The sequence below is a fragment of the Methylosinus sp. LW4 genome (genome assembly GCF_000379125.1).
Taxonomy (GTDB): Bacteria; Pseudomonadota; Alphaproteobacteria; order Rhizobiales; family Beijerinckiaceae; genus Methylosinus.
In genome coordinates this window covers 336171-356230 of sequence record NZ_KB900626.1, presented here as the reverse complement: position 1 = coordinate 356230, position 20060 = coordinate 336171, and the positions used below count along the sequence as shown (strand labels likewise).

21 protein-coding genes and 1 tRNA gene are annotated in these 20060 nt (G+C 64.6%); 13 read left to right on the top strand and 9 right to left on the bottom strand.

What is annotated here, in order from left to right:
* Positions 1–250: 250 nt before the first annotated feature.
* A complete protein-coding gene (locus METLW4_RS0101725; RefSeq protein WP_018264476.1) occupies positions 251–1306 on the top strand; it encodes an NAD(P)-dependent alcohol dehydrogenase in 1056 nt (351 codons plus the stop codon).
* A 76-nt stretch (positions 1307–1382) separates the two neighbouring features.
* On the opposite strand, the gene METLW4_RS0101720 is transcribed toward METLW4_RS0101725, so the two are convergent.
* Positions 1383–2270 carry a LolA family protein gene (locus METLW4_RS0101720; RefSeq protein WP_018264475.1) on the bottom strand — a complete coding sequence of 296 codons (888 nt, stop codon included), beginning with the start codon at positions 2268–2270 and terminating at the stop codon, positions 1383–1385.
* Positions 2271–2330: 60 nt separating this feature from the next.
* Positions 2331–2510, bottom strand: a complete 180-nt coding sequence (locus METLW4_RS0101715; protein WP_018264474.1) for a hypothetical protein — start codon at positions 2508–2510, stop codon at positions 2331–2333.
* Here METLW4_RS0101715 and METLW4_RS0101710 point away from each other — a divergent pair.
* Entirely contained in the window at positions 2509–3657 is a 1149-nt protein-coding gene (locus tag METLW4_RS0101710; RefSeq protein ID WP_157234768.1) for a hypothetical protein, read from the top strand. The two genes, METLW4_RS0101715 and METLW4_RS0101710, sit on opposite strands and share 2 nt — an antisense overlap.
* Before the next feature lie 123 nt (positions 3658–3780).
* On the opposite strand, the gene METLW4_RS0101705 is transcribed toward METLW4_RS0101710, so the two are convergent.
* Together METLW4_RS0101705 and METLW4_RS0101700 are read right to left on the bottom strand one after the other, a co-directional pair.
* Positions 3781–6312, bottom strand: a complete 2532-nt coding sequence (locus tag METLW4_RS0101705) for an FtsK/SpoIIIE family DNA translocase (RefSeq protein ID WP_018264472.1) — start codon at positions 6310–6312, stop codon at positions 3781–3783.
* Positions 6313–6471: 159 nt separating this feature from the next.
* Positions 6472–7473 (bottom strand): peptidoglycan-binding domain-containing protein, encoded by a 1002-nt coding sequence (locus tag METLW4_RS0101700; RefSeq protein ID WP_018264471.1) that lies wholly within the window; start codon positions 7471–7473, stop codon positions 6472–6474.
* 302 nt (positions 7474–7775) lie between these two features.
* Between METLW4_RS0101700 and rfbF the strand changes: the two genes are divergently transcribed.
* The 5 genes from rfbF (at position 7776) to METLW4_RS23635 (ending at position 12435) form a co-directional block, all read left to right on the top strand.
* Positions 7776–8549, top strand: a complete 774-nt coding sequence (gene rfbF / locus METLW4_RS0101695) for a glucose-1-phosphate cytidylyltransferase (RefSeq protein ID WP_026191170.1) — start codon at positions 7776–7778, stop codon at positions 8547–8549.
* A gap of 103 nt (positions 8550–8652) precedes the next feature.
* Positions 8653–9765, top strand: a complete 1113-nt coding sequence (gene rfbG, locus METLW4_RS0101690) for a CDP-glucose 4,6-dehydratase (RefSeq protein ID WP_018264469.1) — start codon at positions 8653–8655, stop codon at positions 9763–9765.
* Positions 9762–11138 (top strand): lipopolysaccharide biosynthesis protein RfbH, encoded by a 1377-nt coding sequence (gene rfbH, locus METLW4_RS0101685; protein WP_018264468.1) that lies wholly within the window; start codon positions 9762–9764, stop codon positions 11136–11138. Before rfbG ends, rfbH begins: the two co-directional genes overlap by 4 nt.
* Positions 11139–11347: 209 nt before the next feature.
* Positions 11348–11671: a hypothetical protein gene (locus METLW4_RS0101680; protein ID WP_157234766.1), complete on the top strand. Its 324-nt coding sequence runs from the start codon at positions 11348–11350 to the stop codon at positions 11669–11671.
* Positions 11672–11937: 266 nt separating this feature from the next.
* Complete coding sequence (locus tag METLW4_RS23635; RefSeq protein WP_018264465.1) at positions 11938–12435, top strand: RNA polymerase sigma factor; 498 nt, start codon at positions 11938–11940, stop codon at positions 12433–12435.
* A 59-nt stretch (positions 12436–12494) separates the two neighbouring features.
* Here METLW4_RS23635 and METLW4_RS0101665 read toward each other — a convergent pair whose 3' ends face one another.
* Together METLW4_RS0101665 and METLW4_RS0101660 are read right to left on the bottom strand one after the other, a co-directional pair.
* Positions 12495–13238: a glucose 1-dehydrogenase gene (locus METLW4_RS0101665; RefSeq protein ID WP_018264464.1), complete on the bottom strand. Its 744-nt coding sequence runs from the start codon at positions 13236–13238 to the stop codon at positions 12495–12497.
* A 22-nt stretch (positions 13239–13260) separates the two neighbouring features.
* The gene (locus METLW4_RS0101660; protein ID WP_018264463.1) at positions 13261–14010 is read right to left on the bottom strand and encodes a glucose 1-dehydrogenase; all 750 of its coding nucleotides are present in this window, start codon (positions 14008–14010) and stop codon (positions 13261–13263) included.
* Positions 14011–14091: 81 nt separating this feature from the next.
* Here METLW4_RS0101660 and METLW4_RS0101655 point away from each other — a divergent pair, with 81 nt between their 5' ends.
* From METLW4_RS0101655 to METLW4_RS0101630, 6 genes are all read left to right on the top strand, one after another.
* Positions 14092–14481 carry an ArsR/SmtB family transcription factor gene (locus tag METLW4_RS0101655; protein ID WP_026191168.1) on the top strand — a complete coding sequence of 130 codons (390 nt, stop codon included), beginning with the start codon at positions 14092–14094 and terminating at the stop codon, positions 14479–14481.
* A 147-nt stretch (positions 14482–14628) separates the two neighbouring features.
* Complete coding sequence (rplU, locus tag METLW4_RS0101650; protein WP_018264461.1) at positions 14629–14946, top strand: 50S ribosomal protein L21; 318 nt, start codon at positions 14629–14631, stop codon at positions 14944–14946.
* A gap of 143 nt (positions 14947–15089) precedes the next feature.
* Positions 15090–15359 carry a 50S ribosomal protein L27 gene (gene rpmA / locus METLW4_RS0101645; protein WP_018264460.1) on the top strand — a complete coding sequence of 90 codons (270 nt, stop codon included), beginning with the start codon at positions 15090–15092 and terminating at the stop codon, positions 15357–15359.
* 197 nt (positions 15360–15556) lie between these two features.
* A complete protein-coding gene (locus tag METLW4_RS0101640) occupies positions 15557–16159 on the top strand; it encodes a GNAT family N-acetyltransferase (protein WP_018264459.1) in 603 nt (200 codons plus the stop codon).
* 13 nt (positions 16160–16172) lie between these two features.
* On the top strand, positions 16173–17240 hold the full coding sequence (gene obgE, locus METLW4_RS0101635; RefSeq protein WP_018264458.1) for a GTPase ObgE: 1068 nt from the start codon (positions 16173–16175) through the stop codon (positions 17238–17240).
* Positions 17241–17360: 120 nt separating this feature from the next.
* Positions 17361–17436 (top strand) — tRNA-Lys (locus METLW4_RS0101630).
* Positions 17437–17902: 466 nt separating this feature from the next.
* Here the strand turns inward: METLW4_RS0101630 and METLW4_RS26185 are convergent.
* The 3 genes from METLW4_RS26185 to METLW4_RS0101620 all read right to left on the bottom strand — a co-directional run bounded on the left by METLW4_RS26185 (position 17903) and on the right by METLW4_RS0101620 (position 19941).
* Entirely contained in the window at positions 17903–18736 is an 834-nt protein-coding gene (locus METLW4_RS26185; protein WP_018264457.1) for a sensor histidine kinase, read from the bottom strand.
* Positions 18737–18805: 69 nt separating this feature from the next.
* Positions 18806–19222: a hypothetical protein gene (locus METLW4_RS26180; RefSeq protein WP_198290159.1), complete on the bottom strand. Its 417-nt coding sequence runs from the start codon at positions 19220–19222 to the stop codon at positions 18806–18808.
* Between the two features lie 41 nt (positions 19223–19263).
* Complete coding sequence (locus tag METLW4_RS0101620; protein ID WP_018264455.1) at positions 19264–19941, bottom strand: response regulator transcription factor; 678 nt, start codon at positions 19939–19941, stop codon at positions 19264–19266.
* Positions 19942–20060: the final 119 nt, after the last annotated feature.

Genomic DNA, 20060 nt, shown 5'->3' with positions numbered 1-20060 from the left:
CATTCGACGCACCGAGGCAACGCCCATGAAAGACAGGTCCATGTGAAAGACTAATTACGGCGCCTGCCTACGCTGGACCACGACCCGACCGTCGCGAACGACAGTTCTGGTCCTGGAGCGGACCTGGGCGATGGCGCGTTCGCGCCTCACTGCGAATCCGGTGACGAGGCGGCAACTTCATGATATGAATGCCGCTTCGTCGAAGCGACGCGCTCTCGCCATCCCCTTCTGAAATTCCCGAGGCCCACCCATGCCCACCAAGGCCTATGCGGTCCAATCCGCCACGGCGCCTTTCGCGCCCTTCTCCATCGAGCGCCGCGCGCCGGGACCGCGGGATGTCGCGATCGACATTCTCTTTTGCGGCGTCTGCCATTCCGATCTGCATACGGCGCGCAGCGAATGGCCGGGCACGCGTTACCCTTGCGTGCCGGGCCATGAGATCGTCGGCCGCGTGACCGCCGTCGGCGCTGAGGCGACACGGTTCAAAGTGGGAGACATCGCCGCCGTCGGCTGCATGGTCGACAGCTGCCGCCGCTGCGTCTCCTGCGACGATGGGCTCGAGCAATATTGCGAGCATGGCTTTGTCGCCACTTACAATGGCGCGCTCGACGGCTCCGGCGAGAACACTTACGGCGGCTATTCGACGGCCATCGTCGTCGATGAGCATTTCGTGCTCGCCATTCGTCACGAGGAGGCGCAGCTCGCCGCCGTGGCGCCGCTGCTCTGCGCCGGCATCACCACATGGTCGCCGCTCAAGCATTGGGGCGCCGGGCCGGGCAAGAAGGTCGGCGTCGTCGGCATTGGCGGGCTCGGCCATATGGGCGTGAAGCTCGCCCATGCGCTGGGCGCGCATGTCGTCGCCTTCACCACCTCGCCGGGCAAGCGGGAGGCCGCTCTCGCGCTCGGCGCCGATGAGGTCGTCGTCTCTCGGGACGCGGACGCCATGGCGGCGCGCGTCGGCAGCCTCGATTTCATCCTCGACACGGTCGCCGTCTCTCACGATCTCGACGCCTATGTGGCTCTGCTGAAACGCGACGGCGTGCTGACTCTCGTGGGCGTGCCGGAGACGCCGCATCCCTCGCCCTCGGCGGGCGGGCTGATCTTCAAGCGGCGGCAGATCGCCGGCTCGCTGATCGGCGGCATCAAGGAGACGCAGGAGATGCTCGATTTCTGCGCCGAGAAGGGCATTGTCGCCGATATAGAAACGATCGCCATGCAGGAGATCGAGACGGCTTACGCCCGCATGGTGAAGAGCGATGTGAAATATCGCTTCGTCATCGATATGGCGACGCTGAAAGCGGCGTGAGCCTCACGAGGGCTCGCTCGCTCTTTGTTGCGACGCGTTTCCAACGCCGAACCGGCGTCCGCTTCGGCTGGAAACGCTAATGAAAATCGAGCAGCGAGCCCTTGTCGATCTTGAACAGATTGGCGTCCGGCGCGCTGCTGCGGTCGATGTTGAACAGCGACACCAAGGTCTCATAGCCCTGCGGGTCGGAGACCTGCCATTGCTTGAGCAGGAAGGTCTTGGAATCGAAGATCAGCTTGATCTTCGATGTGCCGCCGAAGGTCGCCTTGTCTTCTATCGAGATGGAGGCGCCGGCGTCGTCGATCACGACATCGACGAGCTTCACGTCCTTTTGCAGATCGACTTTCTCGTTGAGCAGGAATTTCAGCGGCGTCTGATTGATGAAATAGAGGTCCTGCGTGTTGAGCTTGCGGTCGCGCACGGCGACCTGCACGCCGTCGGAGACGACCTCCATCGTGGCCGGCTGCGCATATTCGAAGCGCATGCGCCCGACCTTATGCACATAGAGCTTGCCCTCCGCCCTGCGGCCGTCGCCGCCGATCTGCACGAAATCGGCCGTCATGACGGGCGAGGAGTTCAGCGAGGCCTCGGCGCGCTTGATCGCCTCGTCACGAGTGAGCGGCGCCTGCGGCTGCGCCGCCACTGCGACAGCGGCCGCGGCTCCGCCCACGGCGGCGGCGCCCACTGCCGCTTTGGCGGCGTCGGCGGCGGGCGCGGACGGCTTGGGCGCGGCGGGGGGAATCGTTTTGGCGTCGCCAGGCTTGGCCTGAGCCGCTTTGGTATCGGCCGCCGGCTTCGCCTTGGCGTCGGCCGCGCCCAGCTTGCCCTTGGCGGCCGCCGCAGGCTTGCCCGCCTGAGCCTTGGCGGCCGGCGCCGGTTGCGGCTTTTTCTTCGGCTCCACGGCCTGGGCGCCGGAGGCGGCGAGAAGGGAGAGGACCAGCGCGGCGGCGAGAGGCGATTTCACGGGAATTTGTGCTCCGGGACGATTTCGGCGCGGCTGATCGGAAGCCGTCCGCCATCCTCACTAGGACGGCGATATGGCTAATGTTGGATCATATTCGCCGAGCACGATTGCGTCGCCCTGACGTTCGGCAACGGGCCGCCGTCCATGCGCGAGCGTGCGCTGGCGCACAGTCGGCGACGCATCGACGCGAGACAATGCCGCCAAAACGAGAATGCTCCTATTGCCGCCGGAGAATTTCATGGATTACGAAGCCATTGCCAGTCGCAGCCTGCTCGACGCGACCTTATGGGCCCGGCAGGAATGGGTGACCGTGGGCGACAACGCCCATGGCGGCCGGTCCCGCGTGCCTTTTCAAAATTCCGTCCAGGGCTTTCAGCTGCTTCCATCGCAACTGCGGCCTTTGGACCTCTATCGTTCGCCGAGCACGAAATTCGAGGATTTCGCGACGAGGTGGGAGAAGCGCTACAGCCTCCTCTTCGCCAACCGCAGCACGACGATGTCGCTCGCGCCGGTCGTCGATCGATCGCCCTTCTATGCTTACGACTATCCGATCGTCGGCAAATTCGCCGCCTATCCGGTGATCGGGCATTACGGGATCGTGCCGGTCGAGAACATCATCGTTCGACGAAATTTCGCCACGCAGAACGACCGCGAGGAGCGCGTGCGTGAGCTCCAGGCGATATTGGATCACGATATCGCCTATGTGGAGGAGGACTATCCGAATGCGGGCGATTGGGGCCCGTTCGCCCGCTACAACAATCTGGGGCCGAATTATTTCGAGCTGCTGATCGACCCAGAGGGCCAAATACTGGCGATCCGAGGCTATGGCGGCAGCGAGCCCGGCCTCGTTTCGGAAGACCCGCTGAGCTATGTCATAGCGGGCTACGGACTGGTCAAGCTCGCGACCGGCGGCGGCCGAGTTCTCCTCAAGCTCCTGGCGAAGCGGGCCGCCCGCAAGGCGGCGGAGAAAATCGCGTCGCATCCGGCAGTCGTTCGCCTCGCGAAGACGGCGGTCGATCTTCAGGGCAAAAATCCGGTCAGAACAGTGGAATTGCTGACTTCGCCGAAAATCTTCCGACATTCCATCACTTCGGAGCTGAAGGGCGTCAGCTATGCGCGCATCGAGATGGAAGGCGCGCTACGGCTCTCGAAGGGAGCGGCGGCGCATTATGGCGAGGGCGTCTACGCCTGGCACGCGGGAGCGACAGGCGTCGGAACCTATATCGACATAGAGGTCGCCGCCGGAGCGGCCGTCGAGACGCTGAAAGTCGGCGCGCAGAGCTGGGTTCGGATCGTGCCCGCGCAAGGCGCCGTGCTGAGCGTGCGAATCGTCGCGACGAACCTTCCCGCAGAAATGATCGCTATGGGCCGACAGCTCGTACGATGAGCGTCTCGAAGCGCGAGGGGAGTTCCAGACGGCGCAAGTGAAGGCTTCCTCGTGCTTCGAGACGCCCGCTTCGCGGGTTCCTCGAGATGAGGAAAGCTTCACCCCCACGTTCGCCGAAATCCCTCAAGCAGCGTCTATGTCGAACGCCCCGCGATCTATCCCGCCGCCGACGAGAATCTCGCGCTTGCCGGCGTGATTGGCTTGGCCCACCACGCCTTCGCGCTCCATCTGCTCGACCAGCGAGGCGGCCTTGTTGTAGCCGATCGACAAGCGCCGCTGAATGTAGCTCGTCGAGCATTTGCGGTCGCGCAGCACGATCGCCACGGCGCGGTCGTAGAGATCGGCGCCCTCCTCCGCATCCATGGAGCCCGGCGCGGCGCTCTCCGCGGCCTCCTCGGAGAGCTCGTCCTCCGTGGTGATGGCGTCGAGATATTGCGGCTGCCCTTGCGTCTTCAAATGCGCGACGATCTTCTCCACCTCGACATCCGAGACGAAAGGCCCGTGCACGCGCGAGATGCGGCCGCCGCCAGCCATATAGAGCATGTCGCCCTGCCCCAAGAGCTGCTCGGCGCCCTGCTCCCCCAAAATGGTGCGGCTGTCGATTTTCGACGTCACCTGGAAGGAGATGCGCGTCGGGAAATTCGCCTTGATCGTGCCGGTGATGACATCGACCGAGGGACGCTGCGTCGCCATGATGAGATGAATGCCGGCCGCGCGCGCCATTTGCGCGAGGCGCTGGATCGCGCCTTCGATATCCTTGCCGGCGACCAGCATCAGATCCGCCATCTCGTCGACGATGACGACGATGAAGGGCAGCGGATGCAGCTCCATCTCCTCGCGCTCGAAAATCGCCTCGCCGGTCTCGCGATCGAAGCCGGTCTGCACCGTGCGGGTGATGACCTCGCCCTTGGCCTGCGCCTCGACGACGCGCTGGTTGAAGCCTTCGATATTGCGCACGCCGAGCTTGGACATTTTCTTGTAGCGGTCCTCCATCTCGCGCACCGCCCATTTGAGGGCCACCACCGCTTTTTTGGGGTCGGTGACGACGGGCGTCAGCAGATGGGGGATGTTGTCATAGACCGAAAGCTCGAGCATTTTCGGATCGACCATGATGAGGCGGCACTCTTCCGGCTTCATCCGGTAGAGCAGCGACAGAATCATCGTGTTGATGGCGACCGATTTGCCGGAGCCGGTCGTGCCGGCGACGAGAAGATGCGGCATGCGCGCGAGATCGACGATGACCGGCTCGCCGCCGATCGTCTTGCCGAGCGCAATGGCGAGGCGATGCTTGGTCTTCTCGAAATCCTCGCAGGCGAGAAGCTCGCGCAGGAAGACCGTCTCGCGGCGATGGTTGGGCAGCTCTATGCCGATGGCGTTGCGGCCGGAGACGACGGCGACGCGCGCCGAGACCGCCGACATGGAGCGGGCGATATCGTCGGCGAGGCCGATGACGCGCGAGGATTTGATGCCGGGCGCGGGCTCCAGCTCATAGAGCGTGACCACCGGGCCGGGACGCACATTGATGATCTCGCCCTTGACGCCGAAATCCTCGAGCACGCCCTCCAGCAGGCGGGCGTTCTGCTCCAGCGCATCCTGCGAGATTTTGGCGGCCGCGGCCTGCTTCTTCGGCTCGCTCAGCAGCAGCAGCGGCGGCAGCTCATAGCGCAGAGATTCGTTGCGGCTCTCGAACAAGGTCGGCTGACGCTCGCGCATCACGCGCTTGCCCTGCTTCAGCGGGCCGGCGGGCTCCATCACGCGGGCGGAGGCCGGCGGCGGCTCGTCGTAATCCTCCTCGCGCGGCGCGGCGGCGGCCGCGGCGGCGCGCGCGGGCGCCGGCGGCGGGACGAAGGAGAAAGCGTCGAAGACCGGCTCGCGGCGGGCGGAGAGCAAAGGCGGGCCGGAGGGCTCCTCGATCTCGACCGGCTTACTACGGCGCGCCAGCAGCGCGGCGAAACGACGCGTCACCAGCGTCTTTATGGTGAGGCCGGCGTGAATGAGCGCGCCGAGCGAGACGATGGCGACGCCGGGCTCGTCATCCTCTTCCTCCTCATCGATTCGGCGCCCCGCGGGCTCGTCCTCGCCATGGGCGGATGCGGCGGCCTCGAAGCCGAAGCCGGCGGCGCCGGTGAGGGCGAGAATGGCGGTTCCGGCGCCGACCAGCGCCACCAGCGCCATGGCCGCCGCCGAATCGCCGAAGAAGCGGCGCGGCAGCGCCAGCACGGCGTCGCCGAGCACGCCGCCGAGCCCGGTGGGCAGCGGCCAACGGTCGGTGACGGGCAGGAGCGAGACGACCGCCGCCGCCGCGAGCGCGCCGATGATCCACAAGCCGAAGCGCAGCAGCGGCCGATGCAGCGCGCGCTGGGTGACGAGCCGCAGGCCCTGCGCGGCGATCGGCAATATCGCCGCGATCGCCGCGAGGCCGAACAGCTGCATCAATATATCGGCGGCGACCGCGCCGCCGGAGCCGAGCAGATTGCGCACCCGCCCGGTGGTCGCGTGATTGAAGGAGGGGTCGCGCGCCGACCAGGAGACCAGCGCCAGAGCCGCCGCGACCGAGGCCGCTATCAGCGCCGCGCCGGCGAGCTCCGCGGCTCGGCGCGCCGTGAACTCGCGCACCGGCTCGGAAACGTGACGGAATGCGTTGCTGCGCATCATGACGAATGAGCCTACTCGTGCGGCGATTTAGAAATGCAGCGAAGCGCGCCGAAAAAGGGCGCGCTCGGCTGACGTGACGGCCGAGGGTAGGCAGGCGGGGTTAAGGGGCAATTAACCCTGACGCCCGCCCTGCCGCGCCGCGGGTTCCGGTCGCCGCGCTCAGATCACGCCCGACTCGGGCGGGCCATAGCCCATCTCCGGCAGAGCGTAGACCTGATAGCTATAGACATTTTTCAGCGCTTCCTCCGGCGTCATGCGCCGGTAGTCGTGCTTTCCCGCTTCGCGCGCCGCGCCATTGGGCTTGGGATGCGGCGTGCTGACGTGGTCGATCTCGCGCCCGGATTTGAAACGGCCGCCGCAATAGTGGCCCAGCTCGTGAATGATGACCGGGAGGCTGCCGAACCGCTCGTTGGCGACATAGATATAGGCGCCCTGCTCGCCGGTTTCGATTTCTGCGATGCTGAAGGAATATCCGCCGACATGCGCATAAGCGAGAGCGTCCTCGCGATAGTGGTCCGACAATTGGAAGAGCGGGAAGCTGCCGGCGATGAATTTACTCAAGGCGGCGTTCATTCGCTGGTAGATCGTCGACACCGCGTCGATATCGTCCAATGGATAGGCCGATTTGTGGAATTTGAAATGCCAATCCGCTTCGCGTTTCAGCTGCGCATTGGAGAATAGCGGGCTCGGCAATGCGTAGGAGGACCGCACGACCGAAAGACGGTGGAGCGCGTTCATCACCCGCGCTCGCGCGAGCGGAGCCTGTTTCCGCGCGATCTCCAGCAAATCGGTTCGGCTCCCCCAATTGGCGATGACATTCATCTTGTCGATCGTCCATTTTCCTGGATCGACGCGCCCATCCGGGCGCCAGCCGTCATGGAATTGCGGATTTGCCGGGAACTGCTTCTTCTGGAAGTCGAGAATGGCGCCACGCGTCAGCGGCCCGCATATTCCGTCTGTCGCCAATAGCGGCGCGGGACCGCCGTTGATCTTCGGAATCTTGTCGAGAAGCTGCTGAATCTTCAGCACGTCCGAATAGGAATTGACGCCGCCGAGGCCGACGGATTCGGAAATTCGAACCTCGTCCGGCTTGCGCGCCGGCGGAGCGTCCGCGGAACGATAGTCGATAATGCCGTGCGATTTGCAAATACACCAACGCATTCGCGGCCCCCGCCCCCGATTGAAAAAACGATCACTCCAATACCGCTTCGATCGCCCCGCAAATCGAAGGAGGACGATCCGAGCGTCTCGGGCCTCTCGCAAATCGACGTCGATCGCCGAGCGGCCTTCTCGCCCGCCATAATGGAAAATAATGTGCGCCCGCGCACGGAAGGACGCAAGGACGCCGCCCCGGAGGCCGATCTCGCCGCGCGACAGCCTCGCGTAAGGCGCGAGGCTAGACTGCGTGGATGGCGCGTCCCGATTCGCCGAGGAGCGCCCTCGCATTCTCGAGGAGACCGCGCGTGAAGGCCGTAATATTCGCAGGCGGTCTCGGCACGCGCCTCAGCGAGGAGACCGACAATCGCCCCAAGCCCATGATCGAGATCGGCGGCAAGCCGATCCTGTGGCATATAATGAAGATCTACTCGCAGCACGGGGTAAACGAGTTCGTCGTCTGCCTCGGCTACAAAGGCTATTTCATCAAGGACTATTTCACCAACTATTTCCTGCATATGAGCGACGTCACCTTCGACCTCGCCGAAAACAAGACCATCGTCCACAACAAGATGGCCGAGCCCTGGCGCATCACGCTGGTCGACACAGGCATAGAGACAATGACGGGCGGGCGCCTGAAGCGCATCGCCGATTATCTGCCCGACAACGAGCCTTTCTGCCTCACCTATGGCGACGGCGTCGCCGATATCGATATAGCGGGCGAGATCGACTATCACCGCGCCCATGGCCGCCTCGCGACCATGACCGTTGTGCGTCCGCCGGGCCGCTTCGGCGCTGTCACAATGGATGGCGACGACATTCTCTCTTTCGATGAAAAGCCGCGCGGCGACGGCGGCTGGATCAATGGCGGCTTCTTCGTGATGTGGAAGAAGGCGCTCGACTATATCGACGGCGACTCCACCGCGCTCGAGCAGCAGCCACTGACCCGCATCGCCGCTGACGGACAGCTGCGCGCCTATCGCCACGACGGCTTCTGGCAATGCATGGACACGCTGCGCGACAAGCGTTTCCTCGAGCAATTGTGGAGCGGCGGCGAGGCGCCCTGGAAGGTCTGGGCGTGAGCAGAGTTCGCGGCGATCGAGGCGAGCCTGAAGGCTCGCGGTCCAGGGCGCCGCTTGGACCGCGAGCCTTCAGGCTCGCTCTTCCACAATCGGCGAACGCCCGATGACGCCGCAATTTTGGGCCGGCAAGCGCGTCCTCGTCACCGGACACACCGGCTTCAAGGGCGGCTGGCTCTCCTTATGGCTCATGCGGCTCGGCGCGAATGTCGCGGGCTATGCGCTCGCGCCGCCGACCGAGCCCAGCCTTTTCGCGCTCGCGCGCCTCGACCAGAAGATGGAAAGCGTCATCGGCGATATTCGCGACGCCGAGCGGCTGACGCGCGCCGTGCGGGAGCTCGAGCCGCAGATCGTCTTCCATCTCGCGGCGCAGCCGCTCGTCCGCTACTCCTACGCCAATCCGATCGAGACCTTCGCGGTCAATGCGCTCGGCACGGCGCATCTGCTGGAGGCGCTGCGCGGCGCGCCCTCGGCGCGCGCCATCGTCATCGTCACCAGCGACAAATGCTATGAGAATCGCGAATGGCCCTGGGCCTATCGCGAGAATGAGGCGATGGGCGGCTTCGACCCCTATAGCGCCAGCAAAGGCTGCGCGGAGCTCGTCGCCGCCTCCTTCCGCAATTCCTATTTCGCGACGACCGAGCATCCCTCGCGCGGAGCGGCGCTGGCCACGGCCCGCGCCGGAAATGTCATCGGCGGCGGCGATTGGGCGGCGGATCGGCTCGTGCCGGATATTTTGCGCGCGCTGGAGCGCGGCGAGACGGCGCAAATACGCTTTCCGCGCGCGGTGCGTCCCTGGCAGCATGTGCTCGAGCCGCTCGCCGGCTATCTGACGCTCGCCGAGCGTCTGTGGAGCGATGGCGCGCCCTTCGCGGAGGCCTGGAATTTCGGTCCCGATCCCGCCGGCGAACGCACGGTGGGAGAGATCGCCGATGCGCTCTGCCGCGCCTATGGCGAGGGCGCCGGCTGGACGAAGAGCGGCGGCGACGAGCCGCATGAGGCGCATTTGCTGAAGCTCGATTCCGCCAAGGCGCGCAGCCGGCTCGGCTGGCGCCCGCAATGGTCGATTTTCGAGGCGCTGGAGGCGATCGTCGATTGGGAATCGCGCCGCCGCCAGGGCGAGGATGTGGCGACCACATCGCTCGCCCAGATCGACGCCTATGAGAGACGCATGGACGCCGCCGAGCGCGGCGCGCGCACGCCCGGAGCAATGAGATGACCCCGCCCGCAGCCGCCGCCCTGCAAGCCCCCGCCGAGACGGCGGATGAGAAAGAAGCGCTGCGCGCGCAGATTTTGGCGCTCGTCGGCCGCTACGCCGAGATCGCCCATGCGACGCCGGAGTTTCGCCCCGGCGCCTCCGCCGTTCCGGTGTCCGGCAAGGTCTATGGCGCGCGCGAGATGCAGACGCTCGTCGATTCGGCGCTCGACTTCTGGCTCACCACCGGGCGCTTCAACGATGCTTTCGAGAAGGCTCTGGAGACGTTCATCGGCGTCCGCCATGCGCTGACCGCCAATTCCGGCTCCTCGGCCAATCTTCTGGCGCTCACCGCGCTGACCTCGCCGCTGCTGAAGGAGCGCGCGCTTCAGCCCGGCGACGAGGTCATCACCGTCGCCGCCGGCTTTCCGACGACGCTCAATCCCATTTTGCAGAATGGGATGACGCCGGTTTTCGTCGATGTCGACATACCGACCTACAATATCCGCGCCGATCTCATAGAGGCGGCGATCTCGCCGCGCACGCGCGCCATAATGATCGCCCATACGCTCGGCAATCCTTTCGATCTCGCCGAGGTGACGCGCATCGCCGAAAAATATGGCCTGTGGCTGGTCGAGGATTGCTGCGACGCGCTCGGCTCGCTCTATGACGGGCGCCAGGTCGGCACATTCGGCGACATCGGCACGCTGAGCTTCTACCCGGCGCATCACATCACAATGGGCGAAGGCGGCGCCGTCTTCACCTCGCGCTCGGTTCTGCGCCGCAGCGTCGAATCCTTCCGCGACTGGGGCCGCGATTGCTGGTGCGCGCCGGGCAAGGACGACACTTGCAAGAAGCGCTATGAGTGGCAGTCGGGCGATCTGCCCTTCGGCTATGATCACAAATATGTCTATCAGCATCTCGGCTATAATCTGAAGATCACCGATATGCAGGCCGCCGTCGCTCTGGCGCAGATGGAGCGCCTGCCGGCCTTCATCGCGGCGCGCAAGCGCAATTTCGCGCTGCTGAAGGAAGCGCTGCGTCCCTATGAGGATATCTTCCTGCTGCCCGAGGCGACGCCGCGCAGCGATCCCTCCTGGTTCGGCTTCGCGCTGACGCTGCGCGAAAATGCGCCTTTTGGACGCGAGGCGCTGCTGCAGCATCTCGCCGAGAAGCGCATCGGCTCGCGGCTGCTGTTCGGCGGCAATCTCTTGCGCCAGCCTTATATGAAGGACCGCCCGCATCGCATCGCCGGCGCGCTCTCCGCCACCGACGCCATCATGCGCCGCACTTTCTGGGTCGGCGTCTATCCCGGCCTCGGCGAAGCGCATATCGCCTATATCGCCGAGTCGATCGGCGCCTTCCTCGCGGATGCAGGACATTGGCGCGCCGCCTGATACGACTTCCGATCGATCCATTCGGATGAAACATCCGTCCCTCGCCCTGCGGAGCCCGCAAAATGCGTCGGGCTCCGACGACACGAGATTGTAATAATTCTGAATACACGTATTAGTTGTATTTCCGCGGCGTCGATGCTAGTTTCGTCGATATGCAGCGTATCTTCGGCCGATTGTTCCTGTCTCGCCGCGCTTCGCGAAATATCGCGATGCTGCTCTGCATTCTCGTCTTTCAATCGCTGTTCGCGCTCGTCCCCGCGCCGCGGCCGGAGCATGACGCTCTGGCTTCGACCTGCGCGTCGAGCGCGACGGAAAAGAGCGACGCGCCTCTAGATCGTCATTGCCGAACGCTCGATTGCTGCATGTTCGGCTGCGCATCGCATGACGCGTCTTGGCTCGAAACGGCGTTCGCCTCAGCGTATCTCGTCCCCTGGTCGAAGCCGACGCCGACGCGCCGTCCGGGCGATGCGCGGTCGCGCCTGCTGATCGCGCATCTTCTCTTCGTCGCGCGCGGGCCGCCCGCCGCGATCTGATCTCCATCTACCGTTCATTCTCGATTCCCTTCGCGCATCGCCGCTCGCCGAGGCCCGACATGTCGCGCCGCGAGCCGAACGCGCGGTCAGAGATTTGTCGCGCGCGACGCTCGTCGCACGCAGCGCCCGACTTCGCTTTTTTTCCAAGACATCGGCGGCTCGACGGAGCCTCGCCCTCGATGAAGGGATTTTCCAATGCCGAGACTGAAATCCACGCGCGGCCGCACCGCGAGACTTTCTGACATCGGGACGCAGGAGGGCGTGCGATGACCGCCCCGGACAAAGCCCTCGGCGCGCTCTATCAGGATTATGCGCCGGCGCTGCGCCGCTTCGCGCGTCGCCGCGTCGGCATGCAAGAGTCGGAAGATATTGTGCAGGACATTTATCTCCACGCGCTGCAGCGCGTCGATGTCGCCAAGCTCGAGAGCCCGCGCGCCTATCTCTTCCGCATCGCCGCCAATCTCTCGGTCGACGCCATGCGCCGGAATCGCATCCGTTCGCGCTACGCCGAGGACGCCGCGCGCGACGCCGATCAGGCGGAGATGTCGAATTCCGGCGACGCGATCGCCACGCTCATGGAATTTCAAAAGCTGCGCGCCGCGCTGGAGCGGCTGCCGCCGCTCTATCGGGAGATACTTCTGCTGAAACGCCTCGAGCATCTGACCAGCGCCGAGATCGCGGCGCGCGTCGGCGTGTCCCTGCGCACTGTCGAGCGTCATCTCGCCCGAGCCAATGACGAGATCCGGCGCGATCTCGGCGCGTGAAGCAAAATCCAAGACGGAGCGCCGGGAAACGGCTCGGCGCTCCGCTACGAAAGTGATGCTCAGACGCTCGACATGCCGCCATCCACGAGGAGATCGGCGCCGGCGACATAACCATTGGTCGCGAGGAACAGCACAGCCTGCGCGACCTCCTCCGGCCTGCCGATGCGCCCCAAGGGGGTACGCGTCGTCAGATATGCACGCAGCTCGGCGACTTGATCCTCCGTCAGACCTAGCTTGCCGTAGATCGGCGTCTCCGTCGCGCCTGGACTGACGACATTGACGCGAATTCGGCGATGCGCGAGTTCCTTCGTCCAACTGCGCGCGAAGGAACGGACGGCGGCCTTGCCCGCCGAATAGACGCCGAAGGCCGGAGTTCCCTCGACACTGGCGTTCGAGGAATCTAGAATGATCGCGCCGCCCTCGACCAGCAGCGGCAGCGCCTTTTGCACGGTGAACAGCAGGCCCTTCACATTTATGTCGAACAGCCGGTCGAAATGCTCCTCGGAAACCGCGCCGATCGGCGCGAATTCCGCGATCGCCGCATTGGCGAACAAAATATCGATGCGACCGAATTTTCGAGCGACCTCTGCATAGAGCGCATCGAGATCGGCGAGCTTCGAGACGTCGCCGCAGACGCCATGCGCTTTCGCACCGAGTCGCGCGACGGCCTCCTCCAGCTCGCGTGCACGACGCCCCGTCACGATGACCTCCGCGCCGCGCTCGATGAAGAGCGCGGCGGTCGCGAGCCCTATGCCGCTCGCGCCGCCGGTGACAACGGCGATTTTTCCGTCGAGCTCCGACATCGCCTCGTCCTCCGCTCGTCGATCAGACCGCCACCATCCCGCCATCGACATAGAGATCGACGCCGGCGACATAGCTGCTCGCATCGGAGGCGAGGAACAGTACAGCCTCCGCCACTTCCTCCGCCTTGCCGAAGCGTCCGAGCGGAACGCTGGTCGCCAATTGCCCCGCCAATTCGTCGTGCTGCTGCTCGGAGAGGCCCATCGTGTCGAAGATCGGCGTCTCGATCGGGCCGGGGCTCACCACATTGACGCGAATCTTGCGGGCTTTCAGCTCGGCCGTCCAGGTGCGGGCGAAAGAGCGCACCGCCGCTTTGGTCGCCGAATAGACGCCGAAGCCGGGCGTGCCGACCGTATTGGCGATCGATGAGTTGAGCACGATCGCGCCGCCGTCCGAAAACAGCGGCAGCGCCTTCTGCACGGTGAACAGCAGGCCTTTGACGTTGATGTCGAACATATGATCGAAGAAGGCCTCGTCCACCTGCTCGATCGGCGCGAGACGGACGACGCCGGCGTTGGCGAAGAGAATGTCGATGCGACCGAAGCGCTGCTTCACCTCGGCAAAGAGCCGATCGAGATCGGCGAGCGACGAAACATCCCCCTGCACGCCGACGACGCCGGAGCCGATGCGCGCGACCGCGGCGTCGAGCTCCGCCTTCCGCCGGCCGGTGACGACGACCTGCGCGCCCTCCTTGGCGAAAAGCTCCGCCGTGGCGAGGCCTATGCCGCTATTGCCGCCGGTGACGACCGCGATTTTTCCTGAAAGACGACCCATTCTCGCGCTCCTTTCGCGCTAAATTCATTAGTTCAGGAATACGGAACTACTGAATGAATGTCAATCGTGCTAGTGTGACGCATGAGGAAGCTCCACCATCCGCGGTCGGAAGAGATCACAGTCGAAGGGATTCTCTACGCCCTGGCCGACCCTGTGCGGATGCAGATATTCACCCGGCTGGCGGCGTCGGAATGCGCGCAGAACTGCTCGCAATTTTTAAATGTCCTCGACCAGGCGCCGCTCGCCAAATCGACGCTTTCCCAGCATTTTCGCATTTTGCGGGAGGCCGGGCTCATCCGCAGCGAGCGCCGCGGCGTGGAGCTCATCAATTCCACGCGCTGCGCCGAGCTGGCCGAGCGCTTCGGCCCCATGGTGCAGTCGATCATCTCCGCCTATGAGCGGCAGAAGATCGAGGCGGCGGCCGAATCGGCGCCCCGAACGGCGATTGACAAAGACGCCGCGCCCGTCTAGGGCTTTCCCGCTTCGTCGCGGCGGTTTCGCCGCGATTTTCTTTTTGCGTCGACGCTTCGGCGCGAGGAGCGGAGCGAAAACCGGTCTACTGCAAAAAAGCCGGCCGGCGCATCGTCGCCAGAGCCGGGACGAACACAGGAAAAAGAGATGTTCGCAGTCATCAAGACCGGCGGGAAGCAATATAGCGTCACCGCCGGAGACACGATAACCGTCATGGCCCTTGAGGGCGTGGCGGGCGACAAGATCACCTTCGACGAGGTGCTGTTCGTCGGCGCCGAGGGCTCCGCCAAGATCGGCGCGCCGCTGGTCGCGGGTGCGAGCGTCACCGGCGAGATCGCCGAGCAGGCCCGCAGCCCCAAGACGCTGGCCTTCAAGAAGCGCCGCCGCCAGAACTCCAAGCGCAAGCGCGGCCATCGTCAGGATCTGACGATCGTGCGCATCACCGGCATCGAGGCCGGCGCCTGAGAATTGGCGTGACGCCGCCCGGCGGCGTATAGAAGAAGCCAAGCGCGCCGCGCGTCCGGCGCGCGCACCAATTCAGCGGCCGCCCTGCGCGGCCCCCCGAGCGGCGAGCGCCGGCTCGGCGTGAAATTCGAGGAGCAGGAACAATGGCTCACAAGAAAGCGGGCGGCTCGTCGCGCAACGGTCGCGACTCCGACGGTCGCCGTCTCGGCGTGAAGAAGTTCGGCGGCGAGGCCGTGATCAGCGGCAACATCATCGTGCGCCAGCGCGGCACGAAATGGCATCCCGGCCGCAATGTCGGCATCGGCAAGGATCACACGCTGTTCGCTCTCGTCGACGGCGTGGTCCTGTTCAAATCCAGCGGCGGCCGCGCTTCGGTATCGGTCGTCGAGCCGGCGGCCGCAGCCGCCGAATAGGCGGAGGATCTGCGAGGACCTTCCGCCGGCGTTTCGATCCCCGGCGGATTTGGTCCTCGAGCGACCGCCATTAAGGCGACGCTCCAGGCGCAAAATCCGAAAAAAGGCCTCAAAGGGTCGATAGGGGAAGCGGAACGCCCGCTTCCCCTTCGTCTTTTTTTCGGCCCTTTTTCGCATCGGCCGCCATGGAGCCTCGGATGTTTCCCGAAATTGCCCGCGACGATATTTTCAGATTGGAGACCTCGCGGCTGTGGCTGCGCTGGCCGCGCGCCGCCGACCAGGGCTCGATCTGCCGTCTGGCCGGCGATCCCGAGGTCGCCCTGAAGACGGCGCGGATTCCGCACCCATATGAGGCCTATCACGCGGAAGGCTTCATTCTCGCCGCGCGCGCCGAGAACGCCAGCGGCGCCGGCCTCACCCTCGCCTTGACGCAGAAGCGCCAGGCGGACGAGGCGATCGGCGTGATCGGCGTGCATGGGGCGAATGCGCGCGGGGCGGGCATGATCGGCTTCTGGCTGGGACGGCCCTATTGGGGGCGCGGATTGATGAGCGAAGCGGCGGGCGCCTTCATCGACATGGTGTTCGGCATGACGGGGCTGGAGCGAATCGTCTCCAGCGCGCTGCCGAGCAACGCCGCCTCGCTGCGGGTGCATGAGAAGCTGGGCTTCACCCGCGCGGGCCAGGGCAAATTCCCGGCGCCGGCGCGCGGCGGCGAGGTCGATGTGGAGCTTTTCGACCTGCGGCGCGGCGCCATTCCGACGAGCTTCGGCGCCAAGCGTCCGAAGCTGCAAGCGACATGAGTTCGAAACAGCCATGAAATTCCTGGATCAGGCGAAAATCTACGTGCGCTCGGGCGATGGCGGAGCCGGCTGCGTCTCCTTCCGTCGCGAGAAATTCATCGAGTTCGGCGGGCCGGACGGCGGCGACGGCGGCCGCGGCGGCGATGTGGTGGCGGTCTGCGTCGACGGGCTCAACACGCTCATCGACTATCGCTACCAGCAGCATTTCAAGGCCAAGACCGGCGTCCATGGCATGGGCAAGAACCGTCATGGCGCCAAGGGCGCCGACGCCGTGCTGAAAGTGCCCGCCGGCACGCAGATCCTCGAGGAGGATGGCGAGACGCTGATCGCCGATCTGACCGAAGTCGGGCAGACCGCCATCATCGCGCGCGGCGGCAATGGCGGCTTCGGAAATCTGCATTTCACCACCTCGACCAATCGCGCCCCGCGCCGCGCCAATCCCGGCCTGGAGGGGGTAGAGCGCACGCTGATTCTGCGGCTGAAGCTGATCGCCGACGCCGGGCTGATCGGCCTGCCCAACGCCGGCAAATCGACCTTTCTGGCGACGGTCAGCGCCGCCAAGCCCAAGATCGCCGATTATCCCTTCACCACTTTGCATCCGGGCCTCGGCGTGGTGCGAGTGGACGATCGCGAATTCGTGCTCGCCGACATTCCCGGCCTCATAGAGGGCGCGCACGACGGCCACGGGCTCGGCGACCGTTTCCTCGGCCATGTCGAGCGCTGCCGCGCGCTGCTGCATCTCGTGGACGCCACCGGCGAGCACGCCGGCAAGGATTACAAGATCGTCCGCCGCGAGCTCGCGGCCTATGGCGCCGAGCTCGACGAGAAACGTGAGATCGTCGCGCTGTCGAAAATCGACGCCGCCGAGCCCGAGCATTTGAAGAAGCAGAAAGAGCGGCTCAAACGCGCAATGGCCTCCGCCGGCCCTACGGGGGCCACAGAGCGCCCTCCCCTGCTGCTGCTGTCCTCCGCCACCAAGGAAGGCGTGACGGCGGCCCTGCGCGCGCTGGCGGCCGCCAAGGAGACAGCGGCGCATGAGGAGGCGACGGCTGCCGAGCCCGCGCCGGAATGGCGGCCGTGAGGCGAAGAGAGATCGAAACAGAAATGTGACGATTTTTTCTTTTCAGAGCTGGACATGAGCGGCGTCATTGGGTATTTGCCACCTCGTTCCGCTCATTCAGCGCAAGCCGAAGCGACGGACGGGCGCATAGCTCAGTTGGTAGAGCAGCTGACTCTTAATCAGCGGGTCCAAGGTTCGAGCCCTTGTGCGCCCACCATCTTATCCCACTTAGGCGAATGCTTCGCCGGGACGAACCTGCCGGGGACACCGGCGGGGAAACCTCCATCCCGGCTTAGGGCGCGCGTGCATCGCGAGAACGGCTTCTGGGCTCCATCCGCGCGTAGGCGCGGGGCGCCTCTAGTCTAGTTGGGCTCGGACCGCCGAGATAGGCCTAGCCTCCGGCGCCGAGCGTATTCTCAATAGTATATTTGCTGCCGACGACAGTTGGACACGCCGGTTCGGCCTCCGCGATCCCCGCTCATCGACCTTCCGGCAATGGATCAAGATCAGCGCGGCGCCTCGGGAATTTCGACAATCTCGTCACCGTAGCTATGCCTCGATGACCAGCCTCCCACAAAGGTTCAGCTCGCCACAGCGCAGGGAAACAAGAGGCAGTTCTTCGCCAGCGGGCCCCGCGTCCTCATTACGGCATCTGGCCTCCAGCGCGCGTCGACATGGACGAGCTACCTTTGAAAGGCCACTGAAAATGTCGCTCCGCCGCCCAGCGTCTCATCGACGGAGATCTTGCCGCCCTGAAATTCCACAATTTCCTTGACGATGGCGAGCCCCAAGCCGGTTCCGGGCGTCGCCTCGCTTTTTCGCCAGAAGGGTTCGAAAATCATGCTCCGATCCGATTCCGCGACGCCTTCGCCGTGATCGATCACCTCCAGAGTCGCTTCAGAAGTCAGGCGCACCTGCACGGTTCCGCCTTTCGGTTCGGCCCGCAATGCATTGTCGATCAGATTGGCGACGACGCTCTCCAAAGCGCGACGATCGCCCCGGACCATGACGCCGGTCGAAGGTCCCTCGAAGGCGATCGCGCGTTCGTTTTCCATTATGAGGGGCGTATAGTCCGCGACCTTCGCCAGAACGAGCGCTGCGAAATCGAGCGGCGCCTCGCTCTTCGGCGTCCTTCCAGAAAGACGCGCCGATATGAGCAATTGCTCGACGATATTTTGCAAATGGTCGAGATGACGTCGCAGCTCGCGGGAGCTCGCGTCGTCGCGCATCGTCTCCACACACGCCACCAATATGGCGATCGGCGTCCGCAATTCATGCGCGGCATTGGCGTTGAAGCGGCGCTGCCGCGCGACTCCGGCGTCGACTCGCGCCAGCGCGTCATTTATCGCGACCACGAAAGGGGCGACCTCGTTCGGCATGTCGCTTTCCGGGAGCCGCTGATTGAGCGACTCGGCGTCGATTCCTCGCGCCTGATCCGCGGCCTTGCGCAAGGGCTGCAATCCGCGCCGCAGCGTGATCCAGCCGACGGCGACCGTAACGCAAAACATCGGAATCATTTGCTTGAAGACTCTCACGATGTCTCGATACAGGTCGAGAACCACCTGCTTCCACGCAAAACGATATCCTTAAGCGGCGATAGAGTATTTTCCGAATGGCGTCGCAACCAATTGTTCGACGCCGCGCAGATCGTCCTCGACCTCTCCAGAGATGCGGAACTGATAGAACAGCGTCGTCGTGCGATCCCGGCCTCCGAGCGCGACCACGAGATCATGCGACGATCCCGGCAAGGCGGCGTTGGTCTTTGGATCGAAAGCCGCAAATTTCAGCGTAGGGGTTCGAAGCTCGAGGTCGCGCAACTCGACTGTCGGCTCGATATGCGCGGCGCCATCCGCCCCGATCGCCAATGACTTTTCGATCAGCTGAAGCGCCTCCTCCTGGCCGAAATCGTTCCACGATTCCTCTGGAGCAGACAAGGCTCCAGACATGACGAGCGCCAAATGGCCCGTGAGCGTCAGCGCGTAAGAAATGAACTGGCCAGCCACCAAGAACGCCGCCAAACGGAGCGCGAGAGAGCGCGTCGCGATCATGCGCTGGACTTTGCGATGAAATAGCCGATGCCGCGGGCGGCGTGAATTTCGACTCCGGCCCCACACTCCTTCAGTCGTCGCCTCAGATGCGAGACAACGACATTCAAATTATTCACATGCAACTCGTCCTTGTCGCCGTAGAAATCTTCGAGGAGCCGATCGCGCAGCGCCACCCGCCCCGGCTTTCGCATCAGCGTCTCGAGAAGATCGAGCTCCCGCCTCTGCAAAACGATCGCCTCGCCGCGCACCGCGACCTCCCGACTGTCCGGCGCAAACGATAGCTCCCCTAATCGGATCGATGGGCTACGATCGCCATCCAGACGACGCAGATTGGCTCGAATGCGCGCCGTCAGCTCTTTTGGATTATATGGCTTGGTCAGATAGTCGTCGGCGCCGGCGTCGAGCCCGGCGACCATCTCTTCCTCATCGTCGAGCGCCGTCAGCATCAAAACGCGCATCCGCGGCCGCAATCGTCGAATCTCCGGCACGAGGCCGATGCCGTCGCCATCGGGCAGCCTTCGATCCAGCACGACGAGCGCGAAATCGCGAGAGTCGATGATTTCGCGCGCTTCTCTTATCGAACCGGCGCGATCGACATCGAACCCGCAACTCGTCACCTGCTCGGCCAGCTTGGTCGCCAGGTCGACATTGTCTTCCACGATCAGAATATGCATCGAGCGTCCTTCATCTCCGGTCCGTCGCAGCCGGGCAAGGATCGAGGGTCGGCGAGCGCGCCCTGTGGCGCTTATGTCACAGGTCGAACCAAATCTTGGCCTTTTTCGAGATTTTTTTC